The organism is Sphingomonas arantia, from assembly GCF_042682045.1.
Taxonomy (GTDB): domain Bacteria; phylum Pseudomonadota; class Alphaproteobacteria; order Sphingomonadales; family Sphingomonadaceae; genus Sphingomonas_R; species Sphingomonas_R arantia.
This window is the reverse complement of sequence record NZ_JBHUGS010000001.1, coordinates 418170-433894: the sequence shown is the minus strand read 5'-3', so window position 1 is coordinate 433894 and position 15725 is coordinate 418170. Positions and strand designations below refer to the sequence as shown.

13 protein-coding genes are annotated in these 15725 nt (G+C 67.6%); 5 read left to right on the top strand and 8 right to left on the bottom strand.

Features of this window, described 5'->3' with window-relative positions:
- Positions 1 to 114 precede the first annotated feature (114 nt).
- From ACFSGX_RS02145 to murA, 4 genes are all read left to right on the top strand, one after another.
- Positions 115 to 1932 (top strand): PHA/PHB synthase family protein, encoded by a 1818-nt coding sequence (locus ACFSGX_RS02145; protein ID WP_380927108.1) that lies wholly within the window; start codon positions 115 to 117, stop codon positions 1930 to 1932.
- 88 nt (positions 1933 to 2020) lie between these two features.
- Entirely contained in the window at positions 2021 to 2818 is a 798-nt protein-coding gene (locus tag ACFSGX_RS02140; RefSeq protein ID WP_380927106.1) for a phasin family protein, read from the top strand.
- 204 nt (positions 2819 to 3022) lie between these two features.
- A complete protein-coding gene (clpS, locus tag ACFSGX_RS02135; RefSeq protein WP_380928206.1) occupies positions 3023 to 3352 on the top strand; it encodes an ATP-dependent Clp protease adapter ClpS in 330 nt (109 codons plus the stop codon).
- A gap of 318 nt (positions 3353 to 3670) precedes the next feature.
- On the top strand, positions 3671 to 4954 hold the full coding sequence (gene murA / locus ACFSGX_RS02130) for a UDP-N-acetylglucosamine 1-carboxyvinyltransferase (protein ID WP_380927104.1): 1284 nt from the start codon (positions 3671 to 3673) through the stop codon (positions 4952 to 4954).
- 9 nt (positions 4955 to 4963) lie between these two features.
- Here the strand turns inward: murA and ACFSGX_RS02125 are convergent, their stop codons facing one another.
- The 4 genes from ACFSGX_RS02125 to ACFSGX_RS02110 form a co-directional block, all read right to left on the bottom strand.
- Positions 4964 to 5437 carry a hypothetical protein gene (locus ACFSGX_RS02125; protein ID WP_380927102.1) on the bottom strand — a complete coding sequence of 158 codons (474 nt, stop codon included), beginning with the start codon at positions 5435 to 5437 and terminating at the stop codon, positions 4964 to 4966.
- Between the two features lie 71 nt (positions 5438 to 5508).
- A complete protein-coding gene (locus ACFSGX_RS02120; RefSeq protein WP_380927101.1) occupies positions 5509 to 6762 on the bottom strand; it encodes a DUF445 domain-containing protein in 1254 nt (417 codons plus the stop codon).
- Between the two features lie 274 nt (positions 6763 to 7036).
- Positions 7037 to 10177, bottom strand: coding sequence for an efflux RND transporter permease subunit (locus ACFSGX_RS02115; RefSeq protein WP_380927099.1), 3141 nt, complete (start codon positions 10175 to 10177; stop codon positions 7037 to 7039).
- A 10-nt stretch (positions 10178 to 10187) separates the two neighbouring features.
- Positions 10188 to 11402 (bottom strand): efflux RND transporter periplasmic adaptor subunit, encoded by a 1215-nt coding sequence (locus ACFSGX_RS02110; protein WP_380928204.1) that lies wholly within the window; start codon positions 11400 to 11402, stop codon positions 10188 to 10190.
- A 232-nt stretch (positions 11403 to 11634) separates the two neighbouring features.
- Here ACFSGX_RS02110 and ACFSGX_RS02105 point away from each other — a divergent pair, with 232 nt between their 5' ends.
- The gene (locus tag ACFSGX_RS02105; protein ID WP_380927097.1) at positions 11635 to 12378 is read left to right on the top strand and encodes an SIMPL domain-containing protein; all 744 of its coding nucleotides are present in this window, start codon (positions 11635 to 11637) and stop codon (positions 12376 to 12378) included.
- A 122-nt stretch (positions 12379 to 12500) separates the two neighbouring features.
- Here ACFSGX_RS02105 and ACFSGX_RS02100 read toward each other — a convergent pair whose 3' ends face one another.
- The 4 genes from ACFSGX_RS02100 to hisD form a co-directional block, all read right to left on the bottom strand.
- Positions 12501 to 12758 (bottom strand): GlsB/YeaQ/YmgE family stress response membrane protein, encoded by a 258-nt coding sequence (locus ACFSGX_RS02100; protein WP_157174788.1) that lies wholly within the window; start codon positions 12756 to 12758, stop codon positions 12501 to 12503.
- 82 nt (positions 12759 to 12840) lie between these two features.
- Positions 12841 to 13815, bottom strand: coding sequence for a thiamine-phosphate kinase (gene thiL, locus ACFSGX_RS02095; RefSeq protein ID WP_380927095.1), 975 nt, complete (start codon positions 13813 to 13815; stop codon positions 12841 to 12843).
- Between the two features lie 151 nt (positions 13816 to 13966).
- On the bottom strand, positions 13967 to 14422 hold the full coding sequence (gene nusB, locus ACFSGX_RS02090) for a transcription antitermination factor NusB (RefSeq protein WP_184075128.1): 456 nt from the start codon (positions 14420 to 14422) through the stop codon (positions 13967 to 13969).
- Between the two features lie 3 nt (positions 14423 to 14425).
- Positions 14426 to 15718 (bottom strand): histidinol dehydrogenase, encoded by a 1293-nt coding sequence (hisD, locus tag ACFSGX_RS02085; RefSeq protein WP_380927093.1) that lies wholly within the window; start codon positions 15716 to 15718, stop codon positions 14426 to 14428.
- Between the last annotated feature and the right edge of the window lie 7 nt (positions 15719 to 15725).

The window sequence follows — 15725 nt, the reverse complement described above, 5'->3', positions numbered from 1 at the left end:
GACCAGCTGTCGCATGATCGGACAAATGGCACTATAGGCCGGAACAGCGTCCCGCGACAGGCTCGGTTATCCGCCGATCGTCGGATCGGGGACGGCGACCGGGAGAGGATCGTCATGGCCAAATCCAAGGGCACGAAGCCGCCGCGCGATCCGGCGCAAGACCAGGCCCCCGAACCGAAGCCCGAACCGGCCCCCGCACCCGCCGCACCCTCGCTGGAGGATATACAGCACTGGACCGGCATCGTCGGCCAGGCGCAGCAGCAGATGATGGAGCATATGGCCGGCGCGCTCACCGCCGCCGCCGATGCCGCCCCGGCCAAGACCTTCCCGCTGCAGGACCCCGCCGTCTTCCTCCGCGCACAGGCCGAATTCTGGCAGGACAGCATGGCGCTGTGGCAGCGTTTCCTCACCCCCGCCGCCACGCCCGCCCCGGCGGAGGCATCGCCCCCGCCCAAGACCGGCGACCGCCGCTTCGCCGCGCCGCAATGGCGCGACAATCCGGTGTTCGACATGATCCGGCAAAGCTACCTCATGGTCACCGACCATCTGCTCAAGGGTGTCGACCAGCTCACCGGCCTCGACGATCGCCAGCGCGACAAGCTGCGCTTCGCCACCTCCGCCTTCGCCGATGCGATGAGCCCGACCAACTTCGCGCTCACCAACCCGCTCGTCCTGGAAAAGACGATCGAGACGCGCGGCCAGAATCTGGTCAAGGGCCTCGAACATATGCTCGCCGACATCGGCCGCGGGCAGCTGACCCACACCGATCCCACCGCGTTCGAAATCGGCCGCAACCTGGCGATGACTCCCGGCAAGGTGATCCGCGAAACGCCGCTCTACCAACTCATCCAATACACACCCGCGACGGAGAAAGTGGGCGCGATCCCGCTCGTCATCTTCCCGCCCTGGATCAACCGCTTCTACATCCTCGATCTCAACCCGGAGAAGAGCTTCATCCGCTGGGCGGTCGAACAGGGGCTGACCGTGTTCGTCGTGTCGTGGAAATCCGCCGACGCGACGATGGTCGACGTCACGATGGACGACTATATCCTGCGTGGTCAGGTCGACGCGATCGACACGGTGCGCGATCTGCTCGACGTACCCGCCGTCCACACCATCGGCTACTGCGTCGCGGGCACCGCGCTCGCCTGCACGCTCGCCATCCTCACCGAACGGGGGCAGGCGGACAAGGTCGCCTCGGCCACCTTCTTCACAGCACAGGTCGATTTCGACCAGGCCGGCGAACTGACGATGTTCATCGACGACGAACAGCTCGCGATGCTTGGCAAGCTCTCCGCCGAAACCGGCTACCTCGACGGGCGCTACATGGCGCTGACGTTCAACCTGCTGCGCGGGCGCGACCTGATCTGGAACTATGTCGTCAACAACTACTTGCTCGGCCAGGACTATCCGCCGTTCGACCTGCTCCACTGGAACGGCGACACCACCAACCTGCCCGCCAAATGGCACCAGGCCTATCTGACCGACCTGTACCGCGACAACAAACTCGCCCGCGCCGGCGAATATGTCATCGACGGGACGCCCATCGACCTCTCCGTCATCCACACTCCCGCCTACATCCAGGCGGGGCGCGAGGATCACATCGCGCCGGTCGAAAGCGTGTTCAAGCTCACCCGCCACCTGAGCGGCCCGGTGCGCTTCGTGCTCGCCGGCTCGGGCCACATCGCCGGCGTCGTCAACCCGCCGTCCGCCACCAAATATCAATATTGGGTCAATGAGGCGAAGGTCGACACGCTCGACGCGTTCGTGGCCGACGCGACCGAAACGAAGGGCAGCTGGTGGCCCGACTGGCGCCGCTGGATCGCCGCGCTGGACGGCGACACGGTCGCGGTCGACGGCGCGCGCATCCCCGGTGAGGGCAAGCTGCCCGCGATCGAGGACGCCCCCGGCCGCTACGTCCGGACCCGCTGATTCGACTTTATGCTGCACTGCACAATTTGTCTTGAAAGCGTAGGAAACCCGCGCTATTGGCGCAGTGCAACATAGCAGGGGACCGATCATGGCAAGTCCGATCAAGCCGCGGGTGAAACGCGCCAAGCCTGCCCCCGCGATTCTCGCCAATCCTGCTGTGGCCTCCGCGGCGCCGTCGACGCCCTTCGTGTCCGGCACCGCCACCTTTCCGCCAAAGCCCGCCCCGGCGCCGATGGTCGATGCCGAAGCGCTGATCGCTGCGACCGAACCCGTCGCCGCCCCCATGATTGCGGACACCGCGCCGATCGTGGCCGCGGACGCGCACGAAACCCCGACCCCGCCCGCGACCGACGTCGCCGAGCAGGTCGAGACCCAGACCGAGCGGACCGTGGAGACCGTCGCCGCTCAAACCCGGGAAACCGTCTCCGCTCTCGCAGAAGGACCGCACGTCATGGCCACCGCATTCGACACCACCAAGACCCACGACATGATGGGCGACATGTCCTCCAAGGCGAAGGGCGCCATGGAGAAAGGCGTGAAGTTCGCCGAGGACATGACCGAGTTCACCAAGGGCAACGTCCAGGCGATCGTCGAATCGGGCCGCGTCGCCGCCAAGGGCATCGAAGCCATGGCGCATGACGCCACCGAAACCGCCAAGTCGAGCTTCGAACAGGCGCAGACCGCGATGAAGTCCTTCACCCAGGTCAAGTCGCCAACCGAGCTGTTCCAGCTTCAGTCCGACTACGCCAAGACCGCGTTCGACCAGCTCGTCGCCAACGCGTCGAAGGCGTCGGAACAGATGATGAAGTTCATGGGCGACGTCGCCCAGCCGCTGTCCAACCGTGTCGCGCTGGCATCGGAAAAGGTGAAGTCGGCCGCTTTCTGATCGACCGACCAGTCTGAACTCCGCGACGGCCGCTCCCCGACCACCGGGGGGCGGCCGTTTCGCGTTTCGTCTGCGTTCGTCGGGGCTTGCCCTCACCCGCCGCTCTCCCATATTCTGCGGATGCAGAACCCGACGCGTCCACACAGGATTTCGCCCATGATATCCCCCCCGGTCGGCGACGCCCATGCGCCCGCGATCACCGCGATGGCGAACCGCAAGGACGTCGACAGCGATGACGACACCGGCGCGGGCCTCGCCACCCGCACGCTGACCCGCACGAAGAAGCCGTCGCCCTACAAGGTGCTGATGCTCAACGACGACTATACCCCGATGGAATTCGTCGTCCTCTGCCTGCAACGCTTCTTCCGCATGGGCATGGAAGACGCCACCCGCGTCATGCTCCACGTCCACCAGCGCGGCGTCGGCGTCTGCGGCATCTTCAGCTACGAAGTCGCCGAAACCAAGGTCAGCCAGGTCACCGACTTCGCCCGCGAGAACCAGCACCCGCTGCAATGCACGCTGGAAAAAGCCTGAACCGACAGCCGCTCTCGCCCTGAACCACCCGAACAGTTCCCCGGCGCAGGCCGGGGCCTAGACGCTCCCCCGAAACAGCTAAACAACACACCGCGCCCGCCCCAATCGTATCCCGGACCTGATCCCGGATCCAGGGACGCAGGCGCTTCCCCCAGGGCGCTACATCCCGCATCCGATCGGCAACGAAGCGCGAAGCACGCGGGCTTTAAAATTGCCTAGAGCACCCACCTAGGCCCCGGCCTACGCCGGGGCACAACCCGACCCAACCACACCCTCCCACCTTGGCGTCACACACAAACCGCGTTAGGCGCTGTCCCCATGGACAGGATCATCATCCGCGGCGGCAACCGCCTTTCGGGCCGCGTGCCCATCTCCGGTGCGAAGAACGCCGCGCTCACGCTCATGCCGTGCGCGCTGCTCACCGACGAACCGCTGATGCTGCGCAACCTGCCGCGGCTCGCCGACGTCGACGGCTTCGGCCATCTGCTGAACGAACTCGGCGCATCGACGCAGGTCGCCGGCGCACGCGGTGCCGAATTCGGCCGCATCATGACGCTCCACGCGCAACGCATCGCGTCGACCGTCGCGCCCTACGACATCGTCCGCAAGATGCGCGCCTCGATCTTGGTGCTCGGCCCGCTGCTCGCCCGCGCGGGTGAGGCGACCGTCTCGCTCCCCGGCGGCTGCGCGATTGGCAACCGCCCGATCGACCTCCACCTCCGCGCGCTCGAGGCGCTCGGCGCGCACATCGAAATCGCCGCCGGCTATGTGAAGGCGACCGCCCCCGACGGCGGCCTGCGCGGCGGGCAGTACCGCTTCCCCGTCGTCTCGGTCGGTGCCACCGAAAACGTCGTGATGGCCGCGGTCCTGGCCACCGGCGAAACCGTCATCGACAACGCCGCGCGCGAACCGGAAATTGCCGATCTTTGCCGCTGCCTTGTCGCGATGGGCGCGGAAATCGCCGGGATCGGCACCGAACGACTGACCATCCAGGGCAAGCCCCGCCTCCACGGCGCCACGCACGAGGTCATGCCCGATCGGATCGAAGCCGGCAGCTACGCCTGCGCCGCCGCCATCACCGGCGGTTCGCTCGACCTGGTCGGCGCGCGCAGCGCGGACATGATCGCCATTCTCGACGGCCTGCGCGAAGCCGGCGTCACCGCCACCGAAATGCCCGACGCGATCCGCATCGAAGCGCCCGCCAAGCTGCGCGCGCTCACCATCTCGACCGCGCCCTTCCCCGCCTTCCCCACCGACATGCAGGCGCAGTTCATGGCCATGCTCGCGCTCGCCGACGGGGCCAGTGTGCTGACCGAATCGATCTTCGAAAACCGCTACATGCACGTTCCCGAACTGGCGCGCATGGGGGCCGACATCCTGGTCCAGGGCCGCACCGCCATCGTCCGCGGCGTCGACCGCCTCGTCGGCGCCGAGGTCATGGCCACCGACCTGCGCGCCTCGATGAGCCTCATTCTCGCCGGCCTCGCCGCCGAAGGCGAAACCCGCGTCCACCGCATCTACCACCTCGACCGTGGCTACGAACGGCTTGAAGACAAGCTGGCGGCGGTCGGCGCCGAGATCGAGCGCGCCGGCGGGGATTGAGGGCGGCGCCTACTTGGCCGGTGCCGCCACCCCGGCCGCTTTCATCAGGTCGGCCCAGCCACTTTTGTCGACGTTCTCACTCAGAGACTGCATCTCGGCACCGACCACCGGATCGCTAATCAGTTGCCGGGCCGCAACCGCGCCCAGCAGCTCGAAGCTCGTTTGGAAGGCACCTGGCCCATCTGCCTTTACCGCATCGATTGCGGCCTGCCGGCAGTCCGACAGGACAAGGCGGTCCATCAATTTCCCGATAGCGCGATTATAGCCCTGACGCTCAGCCACCGTGACTTTCGACATGGACGCGACCACCGGCCCGGCAGAAAAAGCCGCAAATATCCATTTCACGAGCGAAGCCTTATCGGTATCCGTCGTGGCCTTCACCAGACACTTACCAAAATCATCGCTATAGACACTGGCACCGGCAGGCGCCGCCAACGACAACATAATAAGAAATGCAAGACCCGTTCTCTGTCTTACTGACATCCTTAAACTCCCCCTTCAGTCGAAACTCATCTATTCGGCTGCCTCTGGGATCATAGCGGGAGAGTACGTCTTTAACCAACCGCCCTGTCGATCAAATGGATCAGCACCCCCACCAATCCACCCACAACAGTTCCATTCACCCGAATATACTGCAGATCCCGCCCCACCGCATTCTCCAGCCGCCCGGTGATCGTCCGCGCATCCCACCCGCGGATCGTCTCCGACACCAGCGTGACGATCTGATCCCCATAAGTCGCGACCGCTCCCACCACCGCCCGCCGCACGAAGCTGTTGATCGTCTTGGCCAGCCGCGCGTCCTGCTGCAACGTCCCACCAAGCTGGCGCAGCATCTCACCCAGCTTGCCCGCCAGCGCCGCCTGCGGATCGCGCACGGCGCGCAGCATTCCCGCCCGCGCACTCTCCCACAGCCCGTTGATCCACAACGCGATCGCCGGATTGTCGAGCAGTTCGTCGCGGATCCGGTCCACCCGCGCCTGCATCTCGGGGTCACGCTGCAGGTCGTAGGCCAGCTGCGCCAGCCCCTCTTCCGCCTTGATCCGCAGCGGATGGTCCGGGTCCGTCGCCATGTCGTCGAGCAGCTTGTACAGCCCGTCGATCACCGCCTGCCCGATCCGCTCGTCCAGCCCGGTCCAGCGCAGAATCGACCCCGACCGCTGGCTGACCATCGCGCGCACCGTCGCCTCGTTGCGCAGCAGCACCTTGCTGCCCCACTGGATCAGCGCGTCCATCACCGGCAGATGCCGCTTGTTCTGCATTGCCGCGGCGATCGCCTGCCCGATCAGCGGCGCGGCGTTCAGCGCGCGCAGCCGCCCCGCGATCGCGCCCTTCACCATCCCGCCCAGCCGGTCCTGGTCGAGCGACTCGAGCACATTGGCCGCCAGCCGCGATGCGCCGGCACGCAGCCGCCCGCCTTCGGTCGGCGTCGCCAGGAACCGGCCCGCGGCGTTCGCGACATCCATCCGCCGCATCCGCCGCGCCACCACCCGCGGCGTCAGGAAATTGTCCTTCAGGAACGACGCCAGCGTCGCGCCGATCCGGTCCTTGTTGCGCGGGATGATGGCGGTATGCGGAATCGGCAGGCCCAGCGGATGACGGAACAGCGCGGTGACCGCGAACCAGTCGGCCAGCCCGCCGACCATCGCCGCTTCCGCAAAGGCGCGGACGAAACCCCACCCCGCATGGCGCGGCTCCATGAACCGCGACAGGCCATACAGCCCGGCCATGGCCACCAGCAGCCCGGTCGCGACGATCCGCATGGTACGCGGGCCACCATTGGCGGGCGCGGCGAGAGAAGACGGCATCATCCCGCTAGAATGACCGCAACCCCGGATGGTTCAATCCCGTTTCGGCAGACGGAGGCGGGACACCAAGCGCCGCTTATCCCGAACCCGTTCAAAGGGCCCCCTTCGAGCGAAACAGAGACGCCAGCACCACCTTGCCTCAACGCTCCAGAACGGCGGGGACCCCATGCTCCAACCCCAAACGGCGTGGGCGGAGCACTTACCGGACGTCCCCGACCCGAACCGGCTTCGCGCATCCCAACCGCGAGCGAACGTGTCCCGCGCGCTCACTCAAAGCTCACTCCGCCGGCTGTGTCACCCCGCTGCCGCCGCCCTTCACCTCGCCCCCATTGGTCAGCGTCCGGCGCAGGAACGGGCCTACCCGGCGCTCGAACCCGTCGGCCAGGCTGAACCCCGCCGGCACGATCAGCAGCGTCAGCAGCGTCGACGCGATCAGCCCGCCGATCACCACCACCGCCATCGGCTGGTTGAAGCTGCCGTCGCTGCCGATCGACAGCGCGATCGGGATCATGCCCGCGACCATCGCCACCGTCGTCATCACGATCGGCTGCGCGCGCTTGTGCCCCGCCTCCAGGATCGCCTCATACTTCGGCACGCCGCGGTCCATCTCCTCGATCGTGAAATCGATCAGTAGGATCGAGTTCTTCGCGACGATGCCGAGCAACATCAGCAACCCGATATAGACCGGCAGCGAAACCGGCATGCCGGCGATGTGCAGCGCGATCAGTCCGCCCAGCGGCGCGAGCAGGAACGATCCCAGGTTGACGAACGGCGGCACCACCCGCTTGTACAGCAGGATCAGCACGGCAAGCACCAGCATGACGCCCGCGAACACGGCGGTGATGAAGTTGGTTATCATCTCCTCCTGCGACTTGCTTTGCCCCGACGTCACATATTCGACGCCCGCCGGCAGGTTCTTCATCGCCGGCAACGCCAGGATCTTGGCGCGCTCCTCGCCGTCGATCGCGCCAGGCGCCAGGTCGGCCCCGATCAGCAGGCGGCGCACCTGGTTCAGGCGCCGGACCTGCGACGGCCCCTCGCCGAACCCGATATCGGCCACCACCGACAGCGGCACCGATCCGCCGGCCGTGGTGGGCACGGGCAGGTTGCGGATCGTCGACAGGTTGCGACGCGATCCCTCGTCGATCGCCACGCGGATCGGAATCTGCCGATCGCTCAGCGAGAATTTCGCGACATTCTGGTCGATATCGCCCAGCGTCGCGATGCGGATCGCGGTCGAAAGCGCCTGCGTCGTGACGCCCATATCGGCGGCCAGATCGATTCGCGGACGGATCACGATCTCCGGCCGTGGCAGGTCGCCTTCGGTCCGCGGCGCACGGATCTTGGGCATCTTGGCCATCTGATCGACCACCGTCTGCGCCGCGGCGTCCAGCTTCACCGGATCGTCGCTCGCCAGGATGATCGCGATGTCGCGTCCACCGCCGCCGCCATTTTGCGCCTGGAAATTGATTCGCGCGTCGGCGATGCGGTTCATCTGCGGCTGCAATTCGCGTTCGAACTCGGTGCTCGTCCGCTTCCGGTCCTTCCGCAACGTCACCAGGATGCGCGCCGTACCGACCTGCACCGTGGTGTAGGCGGACTGCACCTCCGGCTGCGCATCGAGCAGCCGCGCGGCGCGGTCGGCCACCGCCTCGGTCTGCTGCAACGTCGATCCGGGGACCAGCTGGATGCGCAACTGGCTGTAGTCCGTGTCGCCGACCGGGAAGAATGTCTGCGGCAGCGTCGCGAACGAAATGATCGTGGCGATGAACGCCAGCAGGCCGAACCCCATCGTCCACCAGCGATGGTCACGGAGCCAGGCGAACCGCTGCCCGATGCCGCCACGGGCACGCGCCGCATCGGCCGATCTACGGTCCAGCGTCCAGCGCAGCACCGACTGGTACATCAGCATCACCCGGCCGCCGCCATGTTCGCGCTCACCGTGCGCGCGCAGGAAATACGCCGCGATCATCGGCGTGATCAGCCGCGCGACCGCAAGGCTCATCAGCACCGCCACGACGACCGTGAACCCGAAATTCTTGAAGAACTGCCCGGCGATGCCCGGCATCACGCTGACCGGGAAGAACACCGCCACGATCGAGAATGTCGTCGCGACCACCGCCAGCCCGATCTCGTCGGCCGCGTCGATCGACGCCTGCCAGACGGATTTGCCCATCCGGATGTGCCGCACGATATTCTCGATCTCCACGATCGCATCGTCGACCAGCACGCCCGCCACCAGGCTGAGCGCCAGCAGCGTCATGCTGTTCAGCGTGAAGCCGATCAGATCCATCGCCCAGAATGTCGGGATCGCCGACAACGGGATCGCCAGCGCGGAAATCATCGTCGCGCGCCAGTCGCGCAGGAACAGGAACACCACGATCACCGCCAGCACCGCGCCCAGCACCATGGCCTCGATCGCGGCCTCATACTGCGCCTCGGTATAATCCACGCTGGTATAAAGCTGCTGGAACCGGACGCCCGGGTTCTCCTTGCGCAGCGTCTCGATCGCCTTCTGCGTCTCGTGATATACGGTGACGTCGGAAAAGCCCTTGGCCTTGTACAGGTCGAAACTCACGACCTCGCGCCCATTCATCCGCGCCAGCCGCCGCTGTTCGGCATAGCCGTCCTCGACCCGCGCGATATCGGCGAGCTTCACCGCGCGCCCGTTGCCGACCGAAATCTGCTTCTGACCCAACGCATAGGCGTCCGCCGCATTGCCCAGGATGCGGACCGACTGCTCCGCGCCCGCGATCTCCGCGCGCCCACCGGCTGCGTTCAGGTTGGTCGATCGCAGCTGCGCGTTGATCTGGTTCGCGGTCACGCCCTGCGCCTGCATCCGCGCGGGGTCCAGGATCACGCGGATCTCGCGCGTCACGCCGCCTTCGCGCTCGACCGACGCCACGCCCGACACCGCCAGCAACCGCTTGGTCACCTGGTTGTCGACGAACCAGCTGAGCTGTTCCAGCGTCATGTCGGTCGCCGCGACCGAATAGGACACGATCGCATCGCCATCGATGTCGATCCGCGTCACCTGCGGCTCCTGGATCCCCTCGGGCAGGTCGCTGCGCACGCGTTGTACCGCCTCGCGCACGTCGGTGACCGCGCGGTCGATCGGCGTGCCCAGCACGAACTGGACGAAGGTCTGCGATGTGCCCTCGGTCACGGTCGACTGGATCTCGTCGATCCCGTTGATGCCGCGCACCGCCGCCTCGATCCGCTGCGTGACCTGCGTTTCCATCTCGCTGGGTGCGGCGCCCGGCTGCGACACGATGATGTTCGCGCCCGGAAACGCGATGTCCGGCTGCTGGTTCACGTCCATCCGCATGAACGAGATGATCCCCGCCAGCGTCAGTGCCGCGAACAGCACCAGCGCGGGTATCGGGTTGCGGATCGACCAGGCGGAGATGTTACGCATCTTCGGTCCTTCAGCGTGCCGACGCGGCGGCGGCGGCGGCCGCGGCGGAACGCCGTTCGGGGATCACCTTGTCGCCGGGGTTCAGGAACGCGCCGGCCGATACCACGACCTGTTCGGTGCCGTTCAGGCCCGATGCGATCGAAACGCCACCGTCGGTCACCTCACCAACCGTCACCACGCGGCGCACCACGACATTGTCCGGTCCGACGATGTAGACGAAATTGGTCTTGCCGTCGGCCAGTACGGCCGATTGCGGCAGCAACGGCTGGTCGACCGACCCGCTGGTGATCACCACGCTGGCGAACCCGCCCGGCCGCAGCGCGGGATCATAAGGCAGCGCGATCCGCACGAGCCCCTGACGCGACGTCGGGTCGATGATCGGCGACAGCTGCCAGATCCGGCCGCTGAACGTCCGCGTGCCGCCCACCGGCGTCACCTGCGCCGGGCGACCGACCGACAGGCTGGTCAGGTCCTGCTCCGCCAGCCGCGCCTGCAATTCCAGTTCGCCTTCGCGCGCGATGCGGAACAGCGGGGTCCCGCCACCGCCGCTCACGATCTGCCCGGCTTCGACCGAACGCGCCAGCACCAGCCCCGAGGCCGGCGCGCGCACGTCCAGCCGCCCGATCAGCGCCTGCGATTCGTTCAGCTGCGCGCGTGCCACCGCGACCCGCGCCACCGCCGCGTCGCGTGTGGCGATCCGGCTGTCCAGGTCCGCCTTCGACACGAAACCACGGCCCACCAGGCTGCGCGCACGATCCAGGTTGGACTGCGCCAGCGCGGCGTCGGCCTGCGCCACGGTGATCGACGCGCGCAACTGCGCTGCCTGCTGCGTCTGGACGGAACGGTCGATCACGACCAGCGTCTGGCCGGCCTTCACCCACTGGCCCTGTTCGGCCAGAACCGCGGTCACCCGCCCGCCTTCGCCCGCCACGCCCACCGGCATGTCGCGCCGCGCGGCCAGCGTGCCGGTGGCCGAAATGGTCGAGGACGACGCGCTGCGACCGGGCACGATCACCGTCACGCGCTGCGCCGTACCCTTGCCGGTCGCGGCAGTCGCCTGGCTCGCGGCGGCCGTCTTGCTCGCACCGCTCCTCATGAAAAACAGCGCGGCACCGACCGCCACGACGATCAGCACGATCCCGATCACCAGCCAGCGTCGGCTGCGCGGACGGGCATCCGCCGCATCGGCCATCGCGTACGATCGGTCGGTGTCGGGGGACTGCATCTTCATCGGGTCTGTGCCTCTCAGTACGGGACCGGGCGACCCGGCGACGCTGTGTTATCCGACTAAATCACTTCACTCAAGCGCGATTCCTTGGTGGCGACGTAGCATGTTTTGGCGACGGCAAGTTCGTGCCACGCGACGAAAGCGTCTTGCACATCGATAAAGCCGCGTTCAGCCGCCGTGCAGCGCTGCCAGCCTATCCGCCCTCCACCGACAACAGGAGGATCACCCCATGCAAACGCTTCGTCCGCTCCGCCGCGCCCTCCCGCTCGCGGCGCTGTTCGCCGCTGCCGCGATGCCCGCCATCGCCGCGGCGCAGGTCACCCCGCTGCCGGTCGCGACGCTTGCCGGCACGCGGCTTGACATCGTGGCGACCGGCGAAGTCGTGCGCGCGCCCGACATCGCGACCATCTCGGCCGGCGTGGTGACGCAGGCGACAACCGCATCCGCCGCACTCGCCGAAAACGCGACGCGCATGACCGCCACGATCGCCGCCCTGCGCCGCGCCGGCGTTGCGGAACGCGACATCCAGAGTGCGGCGATCAACCTCAGCCCGCAATATCGTTACGGAGAGAATGTGCCCCCCGTCCTGACCGGCTACCAGGCGTCGAACCAGGTCACGATCCGCTTCCGCGAGATCAAGCGCGCCGGCGCGATCCTCGATGCGCTGGTCCAGGCGGGCGCGAACCAGATCAACGGCCCCGCCTTCTCGCTCGACAAACCCGCCGCCGCGCTCGACGAGGCGCGCACCGCCGCCATGGCGCTCGCCCGCACCCGCGCCGATCTCTACGCGCGCGTCGCCGGCATGACCGTCCGCCGCATCGTCGCGATCGCTGAGGAAGGTGAACAGACCAACCAGCCGCGCCCGATGATGGCATCCATGTCGCTGGCCCGCATGGAAAAGGACAGCACCCCCGTCCAGGCCGGCGAACAGACGCTGGGCGTCACCGTCCGCGTCACGTTCGAGCTGCAATAATCCGCCCCGGTCGCCGTCCGGCCGTCCACCCGGCCGGCGACCGCTCACCTCCAAGCGCACACAAAGAAAAGGCCGCCCCGGTTTCCCGGGACGGCCTCATGCTACACCATAGTGCGCCGCGATTAGCGGACGCGACCGCGGCGGAACAGGTTCACGATCGCAAGCAGGATGATCGCACCCAGCAGCGAAACGAGGAACGTCGTCAGATTGAGCGGCGCGTTGTTGATCGAGCCACCCGTGATGATCAGGCCGCCGATGAAGGCACCCACGATGCCGACGACGATGTTGAGCAGGATGCCCTGCTGCGCGTCGGTGCGCATGATGATGCTGGCCAGCCAGCCGATGACACCACCCACGATCAACCACATGATCAAACCCATAACGACCTCCCTGTTTTGACGATGGCCTGTGCAGCCCTTGCGTCGAGTAGGATGTTGATACGCACCGGAAACGATACGGTTCCTACGGCGCGGGGTCCTTTTCGGTTGCACCATGCTGGTATCCGGTTCGCCCCGGCACCGCCACCGCGGCCCCCCGATGGCTCAGGCCCAGCCCCGAACCAGCCGAAAACGCCCCAATCCGGCTGATCGGCATGCCGATCGCCGCCGCACGCGCCTGCATCTCGGCGGCCGCATCCGGCGGCACCGCCATTAAGAGTTGGTAATCGTCGCCCGCGGTCGCCGCCGCGATCCGCACGTCCAGCGTATCGCCCCCGGCCGCGGCGATCAGCGCATCGGACAGCGGAACCGCCTCCAGTGCCACGGCCACCGCACACCCGCTGGCAGCCGCGATCCGCCCGGCATCGATCAGCACCCCGTCCGACACATCCGCCGAAGCCCGCGCAAACGCCACCAACGCCTGCCCCGTCGCGACCTGCGCCCGCGGACGACGATACGCCGCCAGTAACGCCGCCGAACCCGACACAGCCCCGCGCGCGATCTCCAGCCCGAGCCCGGCATCACCGATCGTCCCGGTGACCCACAACCCGTCCCCCGGCCGCGCCCCGCTCCGCGACGGCGCACCACCCGGCTCGACCGACCCGATCGCCGTCAGCCCCAGCGTCCGAGCCCCCCGCCCCGCGACGGTATCGCCCCCGAGCAACGGCACGGCATAGACGTCACAGACCTCCGCCAACCCAGCCACGAACCGCGCATCCCACCCGCGATCGCCGCTCAGCGTATAGCCCAGCAACACCCCCTCCGGCCGCGCGCCCTTCCCCGCCAGATCCGACAGGTTCACCGCAACGAGCTTCCAGGCCACATCCTCCGGCGGATCGCCGGGCAAATAATGCACCCCCTCGACCAGCATGTCGTGCGTCAGCACCAGCACCCGCCCGGCAGGCGGCACGAACAGCGCCGCATCATCGAGCAACCCCCGCGCGCCCCCATCGGTCGCGACGCTCCGCAGCAACTCGATAAACGCAGCCTCGTCGGACACAGCTACCCTCCAGCCACAATAAGCCCCCTCCCTTTCAAGAGAGGGGGTTGGGGGTGGGTGCAACAGCGCCCCAAATTCAACGTCGCAATAGCGAGCAGGTACCACCCGCCCCCAACCCCTCCCTTGAAAGGGAGGGGGGGCTAAAAGAAGCCTAAACCCGCACAGCCTTCGCGACCGCGTCGAGAAGCCCGTTCACGAACCCCTTCTCACGCTTGTCGTAGAACGCCGCCGCCACATCGACATACTCGGAGATCACGCTCCCCGTCGGCACATCCGGCCGCGCGATCAGCTCGTACGTCCCCGCGCGGAGGATTTGCCGCATCGGCTTGTCCAGCCGCGCCATCGACCAGCCTGCGGCCAGCTTGTCCGAAATCGCCGCGTCGACCTCGTCGCGCCGCGCATCCACGCCGCGCACCAGATCGTCGAAGAAATCGACCTCCGCATCGGCATATTCGACATCGTCGACGGTCGCACCCAGCCGGTGGCGATGGAATTCGTCGAGCAGCCGCGGCAGCGTGATCGTCTCCATCTCTTGCTGGTACAACGCCTGCACCGCCGCCAGTCGCGCGGCACTGCGCGATCGCGAACGTTCGTTGATCTTGGCCATCTATTAACTCCCCAGCCGGACCGCGACCGACGCCGCGTGCGCGGGCAACCCCTCGGCCGTCGCCAGCGTCACCGCCGCCGGCCCGATCGCACGCAGCGACACGGGATCCAGCGCCAGGAAACTGGTCCGCTTCATGAAATCCAGGACCGACAGTCCGGATGAAAACCGCGCGCGTCGCCCGGTCGGCAACACATGGTTCGGCCCCGCGACATAGTCGCCGACGGCCTCGGGCGTATGCCGCCCCAGGAACACCGACCCGGCATGCCGCACGCGCGCAAAGATCGCATCCGGATCGTCCGTCGCGATCTCCAGATGCTCGGGCGCCAGCCGGTCGATCAACGGGATCGCCGCATCGAGCGTCGGCACCACGATGATCGCGCCGTAATCGGCCCAGCTCGCCCGCGCCACGCGCTCGGTCGCCAGCGTCGTCAACCGCGCCTCGACCGCCGCCATCACCGCGTCGCCGAACGCCGCATCGTCGGTGATCAGGATCGACTGGCTGACGGGGTCATGCTCCGCCTGGCTCAGCAGGTCGATCGCGATCCAGTCCGGGTCGTTGGCGCCGTCGGCCACCACCACGATTTCGGACGGCCCGGCGACCATGTCGATCCCCACCACGCCGTACAGCTGGCGCTTGGCCTCCGCGACCCAGGCATTGCCCGGCCCGACGATCACGTCGGTCGCCGCGATCCGCTCCGTGCCGTACGCCAGCGCCGCGATCGCCTGCGCGCCGCCGATGCGGAACACCTGATCGACACCGGCGATCTCGGCCGCGGCCAGCACCAGCGGATTGACCTCGCCATTCGGGGTCGGCGTCACCATTGTCAGCCGATCGACACCCGCCGCCCGCGCCGGCAGCGCATTCATCAGCACCGACGACGGATAGGCCGCGCGACCGCCGGGCACATACAGCCCTGCCGCCTCGACCGCGCGCCAGCGCGAGCCCAGCCGCACGCCCTGCGCATCGACCGCATCGCGATCCGCCGGCACCTGCGCCGCATGGAACAGCCGGATCCGCTCCGCCGCCAGTTCCAGCGCCTCGCGCAGGTCGCTCGCCAAACCGTCCAGCGCCGCACGCCGCTCCGCCCGCGGCACCTCCCACCCGGTCGTCGCCAGCTCATGCCCGTCGAACCGCGCGGTCAGTTCCGCCACCGCCACGTCGCCACGTGCGCGCACGTCGGCGACGATCGCCGCCACCGATTCGCGCACGCCAGCATCCGATTCGCGCCGCGCACTCACCAGGGTTTCGAACGCCGTGGCAAAGCCGGCGTCGGTCGCATCCAGCCGCTGGGTCATCGCCCGC

Bases quoted from the DNA above. Each gene is read 5' to 3' on its own strand.
- ACFSGX_RS02145 (WP_380927108.1), top strand. From the start codon at position 115: ATGGCCAAATCCAAGGGCACGAAGCCGCCGCGCGATCCGGCGCAAGAC.
- ACFSGX_RS02140 (WP_380927106.1), top strand. From the start codon at position 2,021: ATGGCAAGTCCGATCAAGCCGCGGGTGAAACGCGCCAAGCCTGCCCCC.
- clpS (WP_380928206.1), top strand. From the start codon at position 3,023: ATGGCGAACCGCAAGGACGTCGACAGCGATGACGACACCGGCGCGGGC.
- murA (WP_380927104.1), top strand. From the start codon at position 3,671: ATGGACAGGATCATCATCCGCGGCGGCAACCGCCTTTCGGGCCGCGTG.
- ACFSGX_RS02125 (WP_380927102.1), bottom strand. From the start codon at position 5,437: ATGTCAGTAAGACAGAGAACGGGTCTTGCATTTCTTATTATGTTGTCG.
- ACFSGX_RS02120 (WP_380927101.1), bottom strand. From the start codon at position 6,762: ATGATGCCGTCTTCTCTCGCCGCGCCCGCCAATGGTGGCCCGCGTACC.
- ACFSGX_RS02115 (WP_380927099.1), bottom strand. From the start codon at position 10,177: ATGCGTAACATCTCCGCCTGGTCGATCCGCAACCCGATACCCGCGCTG.
- ACFSGX_RS02110 (WP_380928204.1), bottom strand. From the start codon at position 11,402: ATGCAGTCCCCCGACACCGACCGATCGTACGCGATGGCCGATGCGGCG.
- ACFSGX_RS02105 (WP_380927097.1), top strand. From the start codon at position 11,635: ATGCAAACGCTTCGTCCGCTCCGCCGCGCCCTCCCGCTCGCGGCGCTG.
- ACFSGX_RS02100 (WP_157174788.1), bottom strand. From the start codon at position 12,758: ATGGGTTTGATCATGTGGTTGATCGTGGGTGGTGTCATCGGCTGGCTG.
- nusB (WP_184075128.1), bottom strand. From the start codon at position 14,422: ATGGCCAAGATCAACGAACGTTCGCGATCGCGCAGTGCCGCGCGACTG.
- hisD (WP_380927093.1), bottom strand. From the start codon at position 15,718: ATGACCCAGCGGCTGGATGCGACCGACGCCGGCTTTGCCACGGCGTTC.